Genomic DNA, 14477 nt, shown 5'->3' on the forward strand with positions numbered 1-14477 from the left:
GACTTGGCGGGTGACGATCGAGAACGTCCCCTCGGGGCCGCCGGTGACCAGCCCCTCCGTCGTGCTGCTCACGCTGGCGCACCGGATCGAGTCCGAGCTCGGCGCCGCCCTGGCGCCGCTCGGGCTGACGGTCAGCCGGCTGGGCCTGCTCGGCCACATCTCCTCGGTGCCCGGGGCGTCGTTCAGCGACCTGGCGCGGATGTCGGGGATCACCGTCCAGAGCGTGCACACGGCGGTCAAGGCATTGTCGGCCGCCGGGTTCGTCCGCGACACCACCGCCCGCGCCGGGTCCGCCTCGGCGATCGAGCTCACGCCCGAGGGCAGGCGTCTGATGCGGGCGGCGATGGGGGTGGTGTCCGAGGTCGACGAGCGTTTGTTCGGCCCGGACGCCGACCCGGTCCAGCGCCGGATCGCCGACACCGTGCGTGCCGCGTTCGGAGATCTCTCCCAGCCCTGAGGGGCGACGCGAGGCGCCGGGAGCGCCCGTCACCGCGCGACGACCCCCTCCCGACCTTCAGTCCGACTGAAAGCGCTGCTAGGCTTCAGCCTGACTGAAGGAAACGAGAGGAGAGCTCGTGGAAGGTCTGCTGCTGTCGATCCATGTACTGGCCGGCATCGTGTTCGTCGGGGGTTCGGCCGTCGCGGCCAGCCTGTTCCCCCGCTACGCCCCGGTCGCCGTCGGCGTCGCGGCGAGCACGGGCGCCGGCCCGGCGCCGGACCCCCGGGAGGCCCCCGAGGAGCGCAATCGGGCGGTGGCGGTCGCGATGCACCGCATCACCCGCGTGTACGGCGTCCTCGGCGTCGTCGTCCCCGTCGCGGGGATCGCCCTGGCCCTCGTCCAGGGCCGGATGGGCGAGATCTGGATCAACGTCTCCCTGGTCCTCACCGCCGGCGCGGGCGGGCTGCTCGCCCTGCAGATCCACCCGCGTCAGCGCGACGCCCTCGCCGACCCCGGCGACGCCGGGCGGCTGCGGACCCTGAGCATGCTCGCCGGGATCTACAACCTGCTGTGGGCGGTCGTCGTGGTCATCATGATCGTCCGCCCGGGCGCCTACCCCTAGCGGGGCGGGCCGGAGACGTTCAGGTCGAGACCGTGGAAGGCGTTCTGGGTCGGCTCCAGGCCCACCTTGATCAACGACTCCACCACGTCGGCGGCCCGGTCGACCAGGAACGCCAGATCCTTGCGCTCGGCCGTGGCGAAGTCGCGCAGGACGTAGGAGGCGGCGTCCATCCGGCCCGGCGGACGGCCGATGCCGAACCGCACCCGCAGGTAGTCCTTGGTCGCCAGGGACTTGGTGATCGACTTGAGACCGTTGTGACCGTTGTCGCCGCCGCCCAGCTTGGCCCTCAGCGCGCCGTACGGGACGTCCAGCTCGTCGTGGACCACGATCACGCGGGCCGGCTCGACCTTGTAGAAGTCCAGCAGGGCCTTGGTCGGCCCTCCGGAGAGGTTCATGAAGGAGAGCGGCTTGGCCAGCACGGCGGGGACTCCCGCCACGCGGCCCTCCATCACCTCGGCCCGTGACCTGTGCGCCTTGAACCGCCCACCGGCCCGCGCGGCGAGCTCGTCCAGCACCATGAATCCCGCGTTGTGGCGGTTTCCGGCGTACTCCGGCCCGGGGTTCCCCAAACCCACGACCAACCAGCGGTCCACGACGGCGATCCCTTTCGTGCGCGCGTCAGGGCGGCTCGCACGCGAGCCGCCCTGACGGATCCGGCAGGTCTGACGGAGAAGGCTACTCGGCCTTCTCGGTGTCGTCGCCCTCGGCGGCCGGAGCGTCCTCGGAGACGACGGTCTCGGCCTCGGGGTCCGGCTCGGCGACCGGGGTCGGGGCCACGATCAGGACCAGCGCCTCGGGGTCGGCGGCCAGGGTGGTGCCCTCGGGCAGCTTCAGCTCGGCGGCGGTGATCTGGGTGCCGATCTCCAGGCCCTCGACGTCGACCTCGACGCCCTCGGGGATGTGCGTGGCCTCGGTCTCGACGGAGACCGAGACGAGCTGCTGGTCGAGGATGCCGTCGGCGACCTCGCCCACCACGGTGACGGGGATCTCGACCGTGACCTTCTCGCCACGCCGGACCAGGATGAGGTCCACGTGCTCCAGGAAGCCCCTGATCGGGTCACGCTGGACGCCCTTGGGAAGCGCGAGCTCGGTGACCGCGCCCTCGAGGCGGATCAGGACGTTCGGCGTACGCAGGGCGAGCAGCAGGTCGTGACCGGGCAGCGACAGGTGCTGGGGCTCGGAGCCGTGGCCGTACAGGACGACGGGTACCTTGCTCTCGCGGCGGATCTTGCGCGCGGCGCCTTTTCCGAACTTGTCACGGAGCTCGGTGGTGATTACCACTTCGGACACGGCTGATCTCCTAGGGATCTCGGGAGCGGAAGAGGTGCGCTCCCCCTCACCCGCCCTAGCGGAAGGCGTTACGAGCGCACACAATTCCCCCACCCTATCGCGTCATGGCGACGCTTCGCGTCGCGGTGAGCCCGCTGGGATCCGGCTCCTTCCCTCGTCGGGTGAAATCGCTCGTTCCTCGCGATTCCTCCCTCCTCAGTCCAGTCGCCGGCGCGGGCTCACGGGGAGTCCCTATCGGGGGGATCGGGCAGGGGCGGTGGGCATGAAGGCGCCCGGGAACGGGGGTGAGGGTGTTCCCGGGCGGTTGTGCGGGTGAGGGTCAGCTGTCGCCTTCGAAGAGGCTGGTGACGGAGCCGTCGTTGAAGACTTCGGTGATCGCGCGGGCGATGAGGGGGGCTATCGACAGGACCGTGAGCTTGTCGAACCGCTTGTCCTCCGGGAGCGGCACCGTGTTGGTGACGATGACCTCGGAGATCTGCGAGTTCTTCAGGCGGTCGACCGCGGGGTCGGAGAAGACCGCGTGGGTGGCGGCCACGACGACGTTGGTGGCGCCCTGCTCGTAGAGCGCGTCGGCGGCCTTGCAGATGGTGCCCGCGGTGTCGATCATGTCGTCGATCAGCACGCAGGTCCGGCCGCGTACCCGGCCGACGACCTCGCTCACCTTCACCTGGTTGGCCACGTCGAGGTCGCGGCGCTTGTGGATGAAGGCCAGCGGGGTGCCGAGGGTGTCGGCCCAGCGCTCCGAGAGGCGCACCCGGCCGGTGTCGGGCGAGACGACCGTGGTCGTCTCCAGGTCGATCTTGTCCTTGAGGTAGTTCACCAGGACGGGCATGGCGAACAGGTGGTCCACCGGGCCGTCGAAGAAGCCCTGGATCTGGGAGGTGTGCAGGTCGATCGACATCAGCCGGTCGGCGCCCGCCGTCTTGAACATGTCGGCCATGAGCCTGGCGGTGATGGGCTCGCGCCCCTTGCTCTTCTTGTCCTGGCGGGCGTAGCCGTAGAACGGCATGATCACGGTGATCCGCTTGGCGGACGCGCGCTTGAGGGCGTCCACCATGATCAGCTGTTCCATGATCCACTGGTTGATCGGCCAGGTGTGGCTCTGCATGACGAAAGCGTCGCAGCCGCGGACGGACTCCTGGTAGCGGGCGTAGATCTCACCGTTGGCGAAGTCGCGCAGCGTGGTCGGCGTCGCGTCCACCCCCAGGTGGCTGGAGATCTCGTCCGCCAGTTCCGGGTGTGAGCGACCGGAGAAGAACATCAGGTTCTTCTCGCCGGTCTGCTTGATGCCGCTCATGCCGTCCTCCTCGCCTGACGGCACGCCGATGTCCGCGCGATGCCGCCGCCGTGACCGCCGGGCCGCTCGCTTCGCTCACTCACTCTGGCTCCCCTGCCGTTTCCCGGTCTCGGTGGCGCCCAGCGCCGCCTTGGCCGATCTGGTGCCCGCGCGCCTGCGCGCGACCCACCCTTCGATGTTGCGCTGCCGCCCGCGGGCCACGCCGATGGCCCCGGCGGGGACGTCGGTGTCGATGACCGAACCCGCGGCCGTGTAGGCGCCGTCGCCGATGCTGACCGGCGCGACGAGCATGGTGTCGCACCCGACGAAGGCGTGCTCGCCCACGGTCGTGTGGTGCTTGTTCACCCCGTCGTAGTTGACGAAGATCGCCGAAGCGCCGATGTTGGCGCCGGCTCCGATGGTGGCGTCGCCCACGTAGCTCAGGTGCGGCACCTTGGCGCCCTCGCCCACCCGGGCGTTCTTCATCTCGACGTAGGTCCCGGCCTTGGCCTTGCGGGCCAGCACGGTGCCGGGCCGCAGGTAGGCGTAGGGACCGACCAGGGCCTCGGGGCCGATCTCCGCCTCGACGCAGACGGCGTTGCGGACCAGCGCGCCCTCGCCGACGACCGTGTCGGTGAGCGTGGTGGCGGGGCCGATCTCGGCGCCCTCGCCGACGCGGGTACGGCCGTGCAGCTGGGTGCCGGGATGGATCACCGCGTCGGGTTCGACGACGACGTCCACGTCGACCCAGGTGGTGGCGGGGTCGATCACGGTGACCCCGGCGCGCATGTGCGCCTCCAGCAGGCGCGCGTTGAGCACCCCGCGGGCGAAGGCGAGCTGCACGCGGTCGTTGACGCCCTCCACCTCCACGTGGTCGGCCGCGATGTGCGCGCCGACCCGGTGCCCGTCCTCGCGGAGGATCGCCAGGACGTCGGTGAGGTACTCCTCGCCCTGGGCGTTGGAGGCCGACACCCGCTTCACGGCGTCGGCCAGCAGGGTGCCGTCGAAGGCGTAGACGCCGGAGTTCATCTCCCTGATCTCCCGCTCCCGCGGGTCGGCGTCCTTCTCCTCGACGATCTTCAGGACCGCCCCGGAGTCGTCGCGGACGATCCGGCCGTAGCCGTGCGGATCGGGGACCTCTGCGGTCAGCACGGTGACGGCGTTGCCGTCCTCGCCGTGCCGTTCCAGCAGGGCGGCCAGGGTCTCGGTGCGCAGGAGCGGCGTGTCGCCGTAGGTCACCAGCACGGTGCCGCCGATGGCGCCCACCGTCTCCAGGACGGTCCTGACCGCGTGGCCGGTGCCCTTCTGCTCGGCCTGGACGACGACCTGGGCGTCGGGGCCGGTACCGGCCAGGTGCGCCTGGACCCGTTCCCGCTCGTGGCCGATGACGATGATGAGCCGTTCGGGTTCGAGCCCCCTGGCGGCGGTGAGCATGTGGTCGACCAGACTGCGGCCGCACAGCTCATGAAGAATCTTCGGTGTTCTCGACTTCATCCGGGTGCCCTCACCTGCGGCGAGGACGATGACGGCTGCCGGGCGCGGCACACTCACGGACGAGGCTCCCTCGGCGTCGCGGCTGAGACATGACGAAACGCGATGACGGATGGCCATCCCCGGGGCACGGCGCCGTCACCTGCTCGACAACGTGAGGATACCTCTCCCCCCTGGAACCGACCCAGCCGACCAGGCGGGTCGATAAATCAGACAGAGGGGATGGCTCCGGCACCAGGACTCGAACCTGGACAACAAGGACCAAAACCTTGCGGGCTGCCAATTACCCAATGCCGGACCGGCCAGGCGATCGGGACGGAGGGCCCGCACGCCCGGCCCCCCTACGATACAGAGCCTTCCATGTCGAACGCGCCCCGTTTGCGCTCCCGTCTCCCCCCGCTCCGAACCGGTCCGGACGCCCCGCGACGGCGCGCTCCCGTTTAGTGGGGTGAGGGCGGGTAGAAGTCGAGGTGGACCAGATACGGCATCGGCCCGAAGAGTCGTCTTCCAACTTTCGGCCCTCACGCATTCCTAACTTACGATGGCGTAGGTTACGGTGGCGTAGCCGCATGAGTTCTGTCTTTCCCGAGTCACCGCGAGGTAGCGCATGACCGTCATCGAAGAACGTCCTGCTCAAGGACCCAAATCCGACGTGGACCCCGAGCGGAAGACCCTGCCCGAGATCCTCACCTTCGGCGTGGTCGTGGGCGCCCCGCTGATCGCCCTGCTGGTGGCGATCCCGTTCGCCTGGGGCTGGGGGCTGGGCTGGTCGGACGTCGCGATCGCGGGCGTCTTCTACGTGGTCACCGGGCTGGGCGTCACCGTCGGCCTGCACCGCCACTTCACGCACGGCTCGTTCAAGGCCAAGCGGCCGCTGAAGATAGCCCTGGGCATCGCCGGCAGCCTCGCGATGGAGATGTCGGTGCTCGACTGGGTGGCCACCCACCGCAAGCACCACAAGTTCTCCGACAAGGACGGCGACCCGCACTCGCCGTGGCGCTTCGGCACCGGCTTCCTGGCCGTCTCCAAGGGCCTGTTCTGGGCGCACATGGGCTGGCTGTTCGAGACCGACCGCGCCAACCGCCAGAAGTACGCCCCCGACCTGGTCAAGGACCCCGACATCGTCCGCCTGCACAAGCTCTTCCCCGTGCTGGCGATCACCACCATCGTCGCGCCCGCCCTGCTGGGCGGCCTGCTGACCTGGTCCTGGTGGGGCGCGGCGACCGCCTTCTTCTGGGGCACGCTGGTCAGGATCGGCCTGCTGCACCACGTGACCTGGTCGATCAACTCGATCTGCCACGTCTTCGGCGAAGAGGTCTTCGAGTCCCGCGACAAGTCGCGCAACGTGTGGTGGCTGGCCATCCCCTCCTTCGGGGAGTCCTGGCACAACCTGCACCACTCCGACCCCACCTGCGCCCGGCACGGCGCCCTGAAGGGGCAGATCGACCTCAGCGCCGGCGTCATCCGCATGTTCGAGAAGGCCGGCTGGGCCTACGACGTCCGCTGGCCCACCCCCGAACGCCTCGCCGCCAAGCGCATCGCCACCACCTGACCCCCGGCCCGGGCCCCCCGGCCCGGCCCGGCCCTCCAGGAATCCACATTCACCGGCGCCACCACAACGCGCCCTCCTCCCCGCCATGGCGCCCACCGCGACACCGGCCCCATCGCGCCATGGCCGCCGCCACGACACGGCCCGTGCCGCCGTGCTCCTGCCGTGCCCTGTGCTCTCGCACCTCCGCGCCCCGGCCGCTCTCCGAACCTCCTCGCCCCGAGGCCACACCGTCGACCGCCCTGAAGCCCCAACCTTTTTCCGGTGGGACTCCCCGTGAGTCCGCGCCGGCGACTGGACTGAGGAGGAAGGGGTCGTGAGGAACGAACGACCCCTTCCGACGAGGGAAGGAGCTGGGTCTGAGCGGACTCACCGCGACGCGCTAGCGTCGCCATAGACAGGTCATTATGAGAACCGTGAGTGAACCCCGTCGGCGCATGTCAGGTAAGGAACGCCGGGAACAGCTGATCCAGATCAGCAGGACCCTCTTCGCGGAGAAGGGATTCGACGGCACCTCGGTGGAAGAGATCGCGGCGACCGCCAACGTCTCCAAGCCGGTGGTCTACGAGCACTTCGGCGGCAAGGAGGGCGTGTACGCGGTCGTCGTCGACCGCGAGATGCAGAAGCTGCTGGCCATGGTGACCGAGGCCCTGTCCGCCTCGCACTCGCTGATCAAGCTGGAACGGGCGGCCCTGGCCCTGCTGGCGTACGTGGAGGAGAACAGCGAGGGGTTCCGCATCCTGGTCCGCGACTCCCACGCCGCCTCCGGGACCGGCACCTTCGCCAGCCTGATCAACGACATCGCCAGCCAGGTCGAGGACGTCATGGTCGACGAGTTCGTCGAGCGCGGCTACGACTCCACCCTGGCCCCCATGTACGCCCAGATGCTGGTGGGCATGGTGGCACTGACCGGTCAGTGGTGGCTGGACGTGCGCACGCCGCCGCGCCAGGAGGTCGCCGCGCACCTGGTGAACCTGGCGTGGAACGGTCTGACGGGCCTGGCCCCGACCCCTCGGCTGACCTCGGCCTCGCGCGACCTGGAGCAGCGCCCGGCGCCGCAGCGCGCCGGGGAGCCGTCGCCGGCCTCGCCCCGGGAGCGCCCGCGTCCCGAGCCTCAGCCGCCGCCCCGTACGGACAAGGAGGTGCGGGAGCTGGCCAAGGCCCGCGAGCGGGAGGTCAAGGAGCAGGAGAAGGCCCATGAGCGCGAGCGGCGCGAGGCCGAGAAACTAGCCCGCGAGCAGGAGAAGACCCGTCTGCGCGACCTGCGCGAGCAGGAGAAGGCCCGTGAGCGCGAGCGGCGCGAGGCCGAGAAGGCCGCCCGCGAGCAGGAGAAGATCCGCCTGCGCGACCTGCGCCAGCAGGAGAAGGCCCGCGAACGCGACCTGCGCGAGCAGGAGAAGATCCACGAGCGCGAGCTCAAGGAGCAGGAGAGGGCGCGGCCGAAGGAGTCCAGGGCGGCCGGGCGTGGCGAGGTCGCGCGGGCCGGGGACGTCGGCCAGGAGCGGGCAAAGATCCAGGCAAGTGGGTAAGCAACAACGCCCGTTGAGCCGAAGTTAACGTTCTGTTCAACCAAAGCGGGCATTCTGGTCATATGTCCGCTGAACCCACCCAACCCGCACCCGATGGGCTCCCCCCGACACAGGATCGCTTCCTGAACCGGGAGGAGAGCTGGCTCCAGTTCAACCAGCGCGTTCTGGAGATGGCGGAGGATCCGTCCCTGCCGCTTCTGGAGCGGGTGCGGTTCCTCGCCATCTTCGCCAGCAACCTGGACGAGTTCTTCCGGGTGCGGGTGGCCGGGCTGAAACGGCGGATGGCCACCGGCCTGCTGCTGCGTACCAAGAGCGGGCTGAAGCCCAGCGAGGAGCTGGCCAGGATCGCGGCGATCGCCAACGGTCTGGCCCAGCGGCAGTCGGCCTGCTTCTACGAGCGGATCTGCCCGCAGCTGGGCGCGGTGGGCATCGAGATCGTGCGCTGGGACGACCTGGGCCGCGACGAGCGCACCGAGATGCGCAAGCTGTTCCGGGAGCGGATCAGGCCGGTGCTGACCCCCCTGGCCGTCGACCCCGCCCACCCCTTCCCCTACATCTCCGGCCTGTCGCTGAACCTGGCCGTGACCGTGCGCAACCCGTCCACCGGCAACACGGTCTTCGCCCGGGTCAAGGTGCCCAGCCAGCTCCCCCGCTTCGTCACCGCGTCCACCAACCGGTTCGTCCCGCTGGAGGACGTGATCGCCGCCCACCTCGGGCAGCTCTTCAAGGGCATGGAGATCGTCGAGCACCACGTCTTCCGGGTGACCAGGAACGAGGACCTCGACGTCGACGAGGACGTCACCGAGAACCTCATGCAGGCGCTGGAGCGCGAGCTGCTCAAGCGCCGCTTCGGCCCGCCGGTGCGGCTGGAGGTGGAGGAGACCATCACCCCGGAGGTGCTGGAGCTCCTGGTGGACGAGCTGGGGGTGGCCGACCACGAGATCTACCGGCTGCCGGGGCCGCTGGACCTGACCGGGCTGCACGCGATCGCCGACCTGGACAGGGGCGAGCTCAGCTTCCGCCCTTTCGTCCCCGCCGAGGTCGTGCACGTCGAGGATGACATCTTCGCGGTGCTGCGCGAGCGGGACGTGCTGCTGCACCACCCCTACGACTCCTTCTCCACCAGCGTGCAGCGGTTCATCGAGCAGGCCGCCGCCGATCCGGCCGTACTGGCGATCAAGCAGACGCTCTACCGCACCAGCGGCGACTCGCCGATCGTGGACGCGCTGATCGACGCCGCCGAGGCCGGCAAGCAGGTCGTGGTGGTCGTGGAGATCAAGGCCAGGTTCGACGAGCACGCCAACATCACCTGGGCGCGCAAGCTGGAACGGGCCGGCTGCCACGTGGTCTACGGCGTCGTGGGATTGAAGACCCACTGCAAGCTGGCCCTGGTCGTACGGCAGGAGCCCTCGGGCGAGCTGCGCAGCTACTGCCACATCGGCACGGGCAACTACAACCCCAAGACCGCCAGGCTGTACGAGGACCTGGGCCTGCTCACCGCCGACCGGCTGGTCGGCGAGGACGTCACCGACCTGTTCATCCACCTGACCGGCTACTCCAACCACTCCGCCTACCGGCGGCTGCTGGTCGCCCCGCACTCGCTGCGCGGCGGGCTGCTGGCCAGGATCGAGCGGGAGATCACCCATCACGAGGCCGGCCGCCCGGCCAGCATCAGGATGAAGACGAACTCCCTGGTCGACGAGCCCATCATCGACGCCCTCTACCGGGCCTCGAACACCGGCGTGCCGGTCGACCTGTGGGTGCGGGGGGTGTGCACGCTGCGGCCCGGCGTCCCGGGCATGTCGGAGAACATCCGGGTCAGGAGCGTGCTGGGCCGCTTCCTGGAGCACTCGCGGATCTACGAGTTCGGGTACGGGCGCCGCCCGGAGATCTGGATCGGCAGCGGCGACATGATGCGCCGTAACATCGAACGCCGGGTGGAGGCGCTGGTCAAGGTCTCCAGCCAGCAGCAGCGGAACTACCTCAGCGACCTGCTGGACCGGGCCATGGCCGAGGGGACCGCCACCTGGTGGCTCAACCCGGACGGGACCTGGACCCGCCACCCCGGTGACGACCTGCAGACCTATCTGATCGGCACGCGCCGGTGGAGGACGATCGATGACTGACAGAGGCCGCGAGCCGGACGACCTGATCCGCGCGGCCGGGGCACTGGTGTGGCGCGACTCCCCCGGCGCCCCCGAGGTCGCCATCGTCCACCGGCCCGCCTACGACGACTGGTCGTTCCCCAAGGGGAAGCTGAAGCGCGGCGAGCACGTGATCGCGGCGGCGCTGCGCGAGGTGACCGAGGAGACCGGACTGACCGTGGAGCTCGGCCGGTCGTTGCCGCCGAGCCGCTACGTCCATCGCGGCCGGCCCAAGCGCGTCGACCACTGGGTGGCCAGGATGGTCGCCGAGGGGCCCTTCACCGCGAACGACGAGGTGGACGAGGTGCTCTGGCTGCCGGCGGCGGAGGCCGCGAGGCGCCTGAGCTACGAGGCGGACGCCGCGCTGCTGCGCGCGTTCGGAGCGGTCTCGCCGGCGACCACCCCGCTGGTCCTGGTCAGGCACGCCCTGGCCGGCAGCCGCCGGGACTGGAAGGGCGACGACGACGACCGTCCGCTGGACAAGCACGGCCGCAGGCAGGCCGAGACGCTGGCGGCCGTGCTCGGTGCCTTCGGCCCGGAGGAGCTGGTCACCTCGCCCAGCGTGCGCTGCGTGCGGACCCTGCAGCCGTACGCCGAGCGGTCCGGGCTGCCGATCCGGCTGGAGCCCGCCCTGTCGGAGGGCCGCTACGACCCCGATGCCTGCCTGCGCCTGGCCGCCGAGGCCCTGACCTCGCAACGGCCCGTGGCGCTCTGCGGCCACGGCAAGATCCTTCCCGAGCTGATCTCCGGGATCGTGGACGCGGCCGCGGCCGCGGGCGACCGGCTCGGGGCGGGGGACGCCGTGGCGGGGGGCGGCCTGGGCGACGGGAAGCCGCGCAAGGGCGCGTTCACGGTGCTGCACCACACCGGCGGCCGCGTGGTGGCCGCCGACTCCTACCTCACCTGACGAGGACCCCCGGCCTCCTCGGTCGACGAGGCCGGGGAGACCCCCGGAAGGCCCGGGGAGGTCACAGGAGCCTGGCGACGGCCTCCGAGGTCTCCTCCCAGACCCGCGGGAACTCCTCGTGCGCGCGCTCGGCCCCGGCGCGCTCCAGCCCGGTCAGCACGCCGTAGGTGAACGTGTCCTCCCCGGCCCGGCGGGCGTTCCCCGCCTCGGCCGCGAGCCGTTCCTGGGCGACGACGCCGTCCATGTGGGTGCCCAGTACCTCCTGGACGGCCTCGGCCAGCTTGGCCATCCGGGTCATGCCGATCACCTCGGCGGTGTACCGGGCCCGCTTGGCCGCCTTGCGCACGTCGTGCATGGCGTGCTCGCGCTCGGCGGCGTCCTCCTTGGCCTGGGCGGCGCCGTAGGCCCGGGTGACCCTGCGCCAGCTCTTGGCGGCGACGGCGTCCAGGGTGCCGGCGGGCTCGCGGGCGGCCTTGGTGAGCACGGGGGTGGCGACCAGGTCGTCCAGGGCGTCGAGCAGGGCGAAGTAGCGTTCGCCGCCGAGGACGTCCCTGATCCGGTCGAGGGCCTCGTGCTCGTCGTCCAGCAGGTCGGAGCTGAGGCGCGTCCTGACCGGGCCGACGATCAGGGCGCCGTCCAGCGCGTCGAGCCTGCTCGCGAACCGGTCGCGGACGACCTCCAGGTCACGCGCCTCGCCGAGGACCCCGCCGAGCCACTTGAGCTCCTCCTGGACGTTCTCCGTCCCCTTGACGATCGTCTTGAACGACTTCAGCGCGCTGCGGAGCCGCCGGGCGGCGACGCGCATCTGGTGCACGGCGTCCGGCTCGGCCTTGCGGACCCGGGGGTCCTGCGCCAGCAGCGCGCCGGCCTGGGCGGTGAGGTAGGACAGGACGACCTCGCCCGCCGATCCCGGCTCCGCCTCGGCGCGGGGCTGCTCGGAGACCGCTCCGGCGGCGCCGAGCAGGCGGGCGAGCTTGCTGGCCGCGTCGGCGGGGACGGCCCCGGCCTTGGTCAGCCGCTTGCCGACCTTCTTGAGCAGCTTCTCGTCGCCCTCGATGATCTCGGCCTCGACCTCGCGCCAGCGCTCGACGTGCGGTGTCCCCCCGAGCACGGTGCCCTTGACCCGGTCGTCGGCGACCTCGATCAGCCGGATGCCCGCGCCGTTGACCACCGTGGTGACGGCGCGGCGGGTGTCGAGCTCGGCGATGGGCGCCAGCGGCACGCCCCGCGTGTAGGCGAGCACCAGGTCCGCCAGCTCCGCGGGAACGATCTTGGCGCTCCGGGTCAGCGGGTGGACGATCTCCTGCCGGGCGCCCTTGGCCTTGGGGAGCTTGAGATGCCAGCCCGGGTCGGTGCCGCCCCTGCGCCGGCGCAGGGTGATGCCCCTGGCGGCGAGCCTCAGATCGGGCGTGTCGAAGTAGAGGGCCACCAGCTGGTAGGTCTTGGGGCCCACGACCTCGGTCGATCCCGGCAGGCCGCCGAGATCCGGCACCTGGTACTCCGCCGGTACGTCGAACTTGTCCTCGATCTCCATCGCCACAGGTCATCCCCTGAATTCCACAGATGTCCGTACGTCTTCGCAGTACTCATAGATGCCCCTTCATCCGTCCAGGAACCGGAATCGGACGCACATACCCGATGAACCGCGAGCCGAGAGGAGGATCCGCGCGCCAGGACGGGCGAGCAGGCCCGGAAGAACCGGGCGGGTGGATAACCGGATGACCGGGACGACGACCGGCCTTACCGTGGCGGTGTGGACGTGACCTTCAAACGCACCGGCGAACGGCGTTACGGGGTCGTCGTCTCCCTGCCCGGCCGGACACCCCTGTGGATGGACCCGGCCCCCGGATACGACGACCACATCCCGCACGACATGATCCATTACACCGTGGAGGCGGAGCTGGGACTGGCCTCCGGCGTCTTCGGCCGGGCCGCCAGAGGTGGCGGCGGCGGCTTCGTCCTGGGCGGCGACGACGACCTCGACCACCGTGAGCGGCGCCGGCAGCGCCGCAGGCTGCTCAGGCGCGAGGACCGGTTCCGCCAGGACGACCAGCGGGGCCAGGGCGACATGGCCCTCTCCGAACGCCTCACCGGCCTGTGCCACGTGGCGTGGAAACGACACCACGGACCGCCCGCGGAGCGGCCCGCGTGGCTGAGGCCCCAGACGACGACGCCGGAGGACGAGGCCGCCGTGAAGCGGGTGCTGGCCCGCCTCGACCGGCTGGCCCCCCTCTGGAACCGCCTCCCCGTCGGCGGCTCCCTCACCTTCACCTGGCCCGCCACCGAACCCGCCCGGATCCTGGCCGAGGGGACGCCCCGTACCCGGGAGACGTGAGGTCGATCGAGGCCGGTCGCCGCGGAAGCCCCAGGAGGGGCTGTCCGAGCCGATCGGACGTGCCCGCCGGCGACTCACCTCTCGGCGGAGGTCACTTCCGGGCGACCACGAAGATCCTGCGGAAGGGGAAGACGGTGCCGTACGGGCCGGGAGGGTAGGCGGTGCGCAGCGACGCGGCGCAGTCGGCGAGGAAGCGCGCCGACTCACCGGGGTCCAGCCGGTCGAGCATGGGACGCAGGGCGGTCCCGGTGATCCAGCCGAGCACGGCGTCCTCGCCGGGGAGCACGTGCAGGTAGGTGGTCTCCCAGGCGTCCACGCGGCAGCCCAGGCCGGTGAGCAGGTCCAGGTATCCGGCCGGGTCGTCGACCGGCGAGCCTGGAGCCAGGTCGCCCAGCCGGTCGCGCCAGGTGGTGAGGCACAGCTCGCGGACCAGGGCGTGGCTGGGGGCGTCGAAGTTGCCGGGGACCTGGAAGGCGAGCCAGCCGGAGGGGGCGAGCGCCTCCACCCAGCGCGGCAGCAGCTCGCGGTGTCCGGGCACCCAGTGCAGGACGGCGTTGGAGACGATCACGTCCACCGGCGTCTCGGGGCGCCACCGGGTGACGTCGTCCACGGAGAAGGTCACGGAGCCGCCCGCCGGAGCCTTCGCGATCATGGCGGGCGAGGAGTCGAACCCGTGGACGCGGGCGTCCGGCCAGCGCCCGGCGAGTTGGGCGGTGAGCTCGCCGGTGCCGCAGCCCGCGTCGACCACCCGGGCCGGGCCCGGCGCGGCTATCCTGTTCACAAGATCGAAGAAGGGGCGCGCCCGCTCGTCGGCGTAGCGGCCGTAGACAGCCGGGTCCCACAGGTCTCTTGACATCAAGACGATTGATACCCGGGAAGATATCTCGATGTCAAG

At 70.9% G+C, this 14477-nt stretch carries 13 protein-coding genes and 1 tRNA gene; 7 read left to right on the forward strand and 7 right to left on the reverse strand.

The window, feature by feature from the left end:
* Positions 1-10: 10 nt before the first annotated feature.
* Together ACLQ2R_RS38335 and ACLQ2R_RS38340 are read left to right on the forward strand one after the other, a co-directional pair.
* Complete coding sequence (locus ACLQ2R_RS38335) at positions 11-457, forward strand: MarR family winged helix-turn-helix transcriptional regulator (RefSeq protein ID WP_425966335.1); 447 nt, start codon at positions 11-13, stop codon at positions 455-457.
* Positions 458-575: 118 nt separating this feature from the next.
* The gene (locus ACLQ2R_RS38340) at positions 576-1061 is read left to right on the forward strand and encodes a hypothetical protein (protein WP_425966336.1); all 486 of its coding nucleotides are present in this window, start codon (positions 576-578) and stop codon (positions 1059-1061) included.
* Here the strand turns inward: ACLQ2R_RS38340 and pth are convergent.
* The 5 genes from pth to ACLQ2R_RS38365 all read right to left on the reverse strand — a co-directional run bounded on the left by pth (position 1058) and on the right by ACLQ2R_RS38365 (position 5416).
* On the reverse strand, positions 1058-1663 hold the full coding sequence (pth, locus tag ACLQ2R_RS38345) for an aminoacyl-tRNA hydrolase (RefSeq protein WP_425966356.1): 606 nt from the start codon (positions 1661-1663) through the stop codon (positions 1058-1060). The genes ACLQ2R_RS38340 and pth overlap by 4 nt on opposite strands.
* Before the next feature lie 73 nt (positions 1664-1736).
* Entirely contained in the window at positions 1737-2351 is a 615-nt protein-coding gene (locus tag ACLQ2R_RS38350) for a 50S ribosomal protein L25/general stress protein Ctc (protein ID WP_425966337.1), read from the reverse strand.
* A gap of 319 nt (positions 2352-2670) precedes the next feature.
* Entirely contained in the window at positions 2671-3648 is a 978-nt protein-coding gene (locus tag ACLQ2R_RS38355; protein WP_425966338.1) for a ribose-phosphate diphosphokinase, read from the reverse strand.
* A gap of 75 nt (positions 3649-3723) precedes the next feature.
* Positions 3724-5178, reverse strand: coding sequence for a bifunctional UDP-N-acetylglucosamine diphosphorylase/glucosamine-1-phosphate N-acetyltransferase GlmU (gene glmU, locus ACLQ2R_RS38360; protein ID WP_425966339.1), 1455 nt, complete (start codon positions 5176-5178; stop codon positions 3724-3726).
* 163 nt (positions 5179-5341) lie between these two features.
* Positions 5342-5416 (reverse strand) — tRNA-Gln (locus ACLQ2R_RS38365).
* Between the two features lie 309 nt (positions 5417-5725).
* Between ACLQ2R_RS38365 and ACLQ2R_RS38370 the strand changes: the two genes are divergently transcribed.
* The 4 genes from ACLQ2R_RS38370 (at position 5726) to ACLQ2R_RS38385 (ending at position 11247) form a co-directional block, all read left to right on the forward strand.
* Positions 5726-6670, forward strand: a complete 945-nt coding sequence (locus ACLQ2R_RS38370) for an acyl-CoA desaturase (protein WP_425966340.1) — start codon at positions 5726-5728, stop codon at positions 6668-6670.
* 404 nt (positions 6671-7074) lie between these two features.
* Entirely contained in the window at positions 7075-8196 is a 1122-nt protein-coding gene (locus ACLQ2R_RS38375; protein ID WP_425966341.1) for a TetR family transcriptional regulator, read from the forward strand.
* Between the two features lie 62 nt (positions 8197-8258).
* Complete coding sequence (locus ACLQ2R_RS38380; RefSeq protein ID WP_425966342.1) at positions 8259-10322, forward strand: RNA degradosome polyphosphate kinase; 2064 nt, start codon at positions 8259-8261, stop codon at positions 10320-10322.
* Positions 10315-11247: an NUDIX hydrolase gene (locus ACLQ2R_RS38385; RefSeq protein ID WP_425966343.1), complete on the forward strand. Its 933-nt coding sequence runs from the start codon at positions 10315-10317 to the stop codon at positions 11245-11247. Before ACLQ2R_RS38380 ends, ACLQ2R_RS38385 begins: the two co-directional genes overlap by 8 nt.
* A gap of 61 nt (positions 11248-11308) precedes the next feature.
* Here the strand turns inward: ACLQ2R_RS38385 and ACLQ2R_RS38390 are convergent, their stop codons facing one another.
* Positions 11309-12781, reverse strand: coding sequence for a CHAD domain-containing protein (locus ACLQ2R_RS38390; protein ID WP_425966357.1), 1473 nt, complete (start codon positions 12779-12781; stop codon positions 11309-11311).
* A gap of 219 nt (positions 12782-13000) precedes the next feature.
* Between ACLQ2R_RS38390 and ACLQ2R_RS38395 the strand changes: the two genes are divergently transcribed.
* Entirely contained in the window at positions 13001-13582 is a 582-nt protein-coding gene (locus ACLQ2R_RS38395) for a hypothetical protein (RefSeq protein WP_425966344.1), read from the forward strand.
* 91 nt (positions 13583-13673) lie between these two features.
* Here the strand turns inward: ACLQ2R_RS38395 and ACLQ2R_RS38400 are convergent, their stop codons facing one another.
* Positions 13674-14438 carry a trans-aconitate 2-methyltransferase gene (locus ACLQ2R_RS38400; RefSeq protein WP_425966345.1) on the reverse strand — a complete coding sequence of 255 codons (765 nt, stop codon included), beginning with the start codon at positions 14436-14438 and terminating at the stop codon, positions 13674-13676.
* Positions 14439-14477: the final 39 nt, after the last annotated feature.

The organism is Streptosporangium sp. DT93 (assembly GCF_049844535.1).
Taxonomy (GTDB): Bacteria; Actinomycetota; Actinomycetes; order Streptosporangiales; family Streptosporangiaceae; genus Streptosporangium.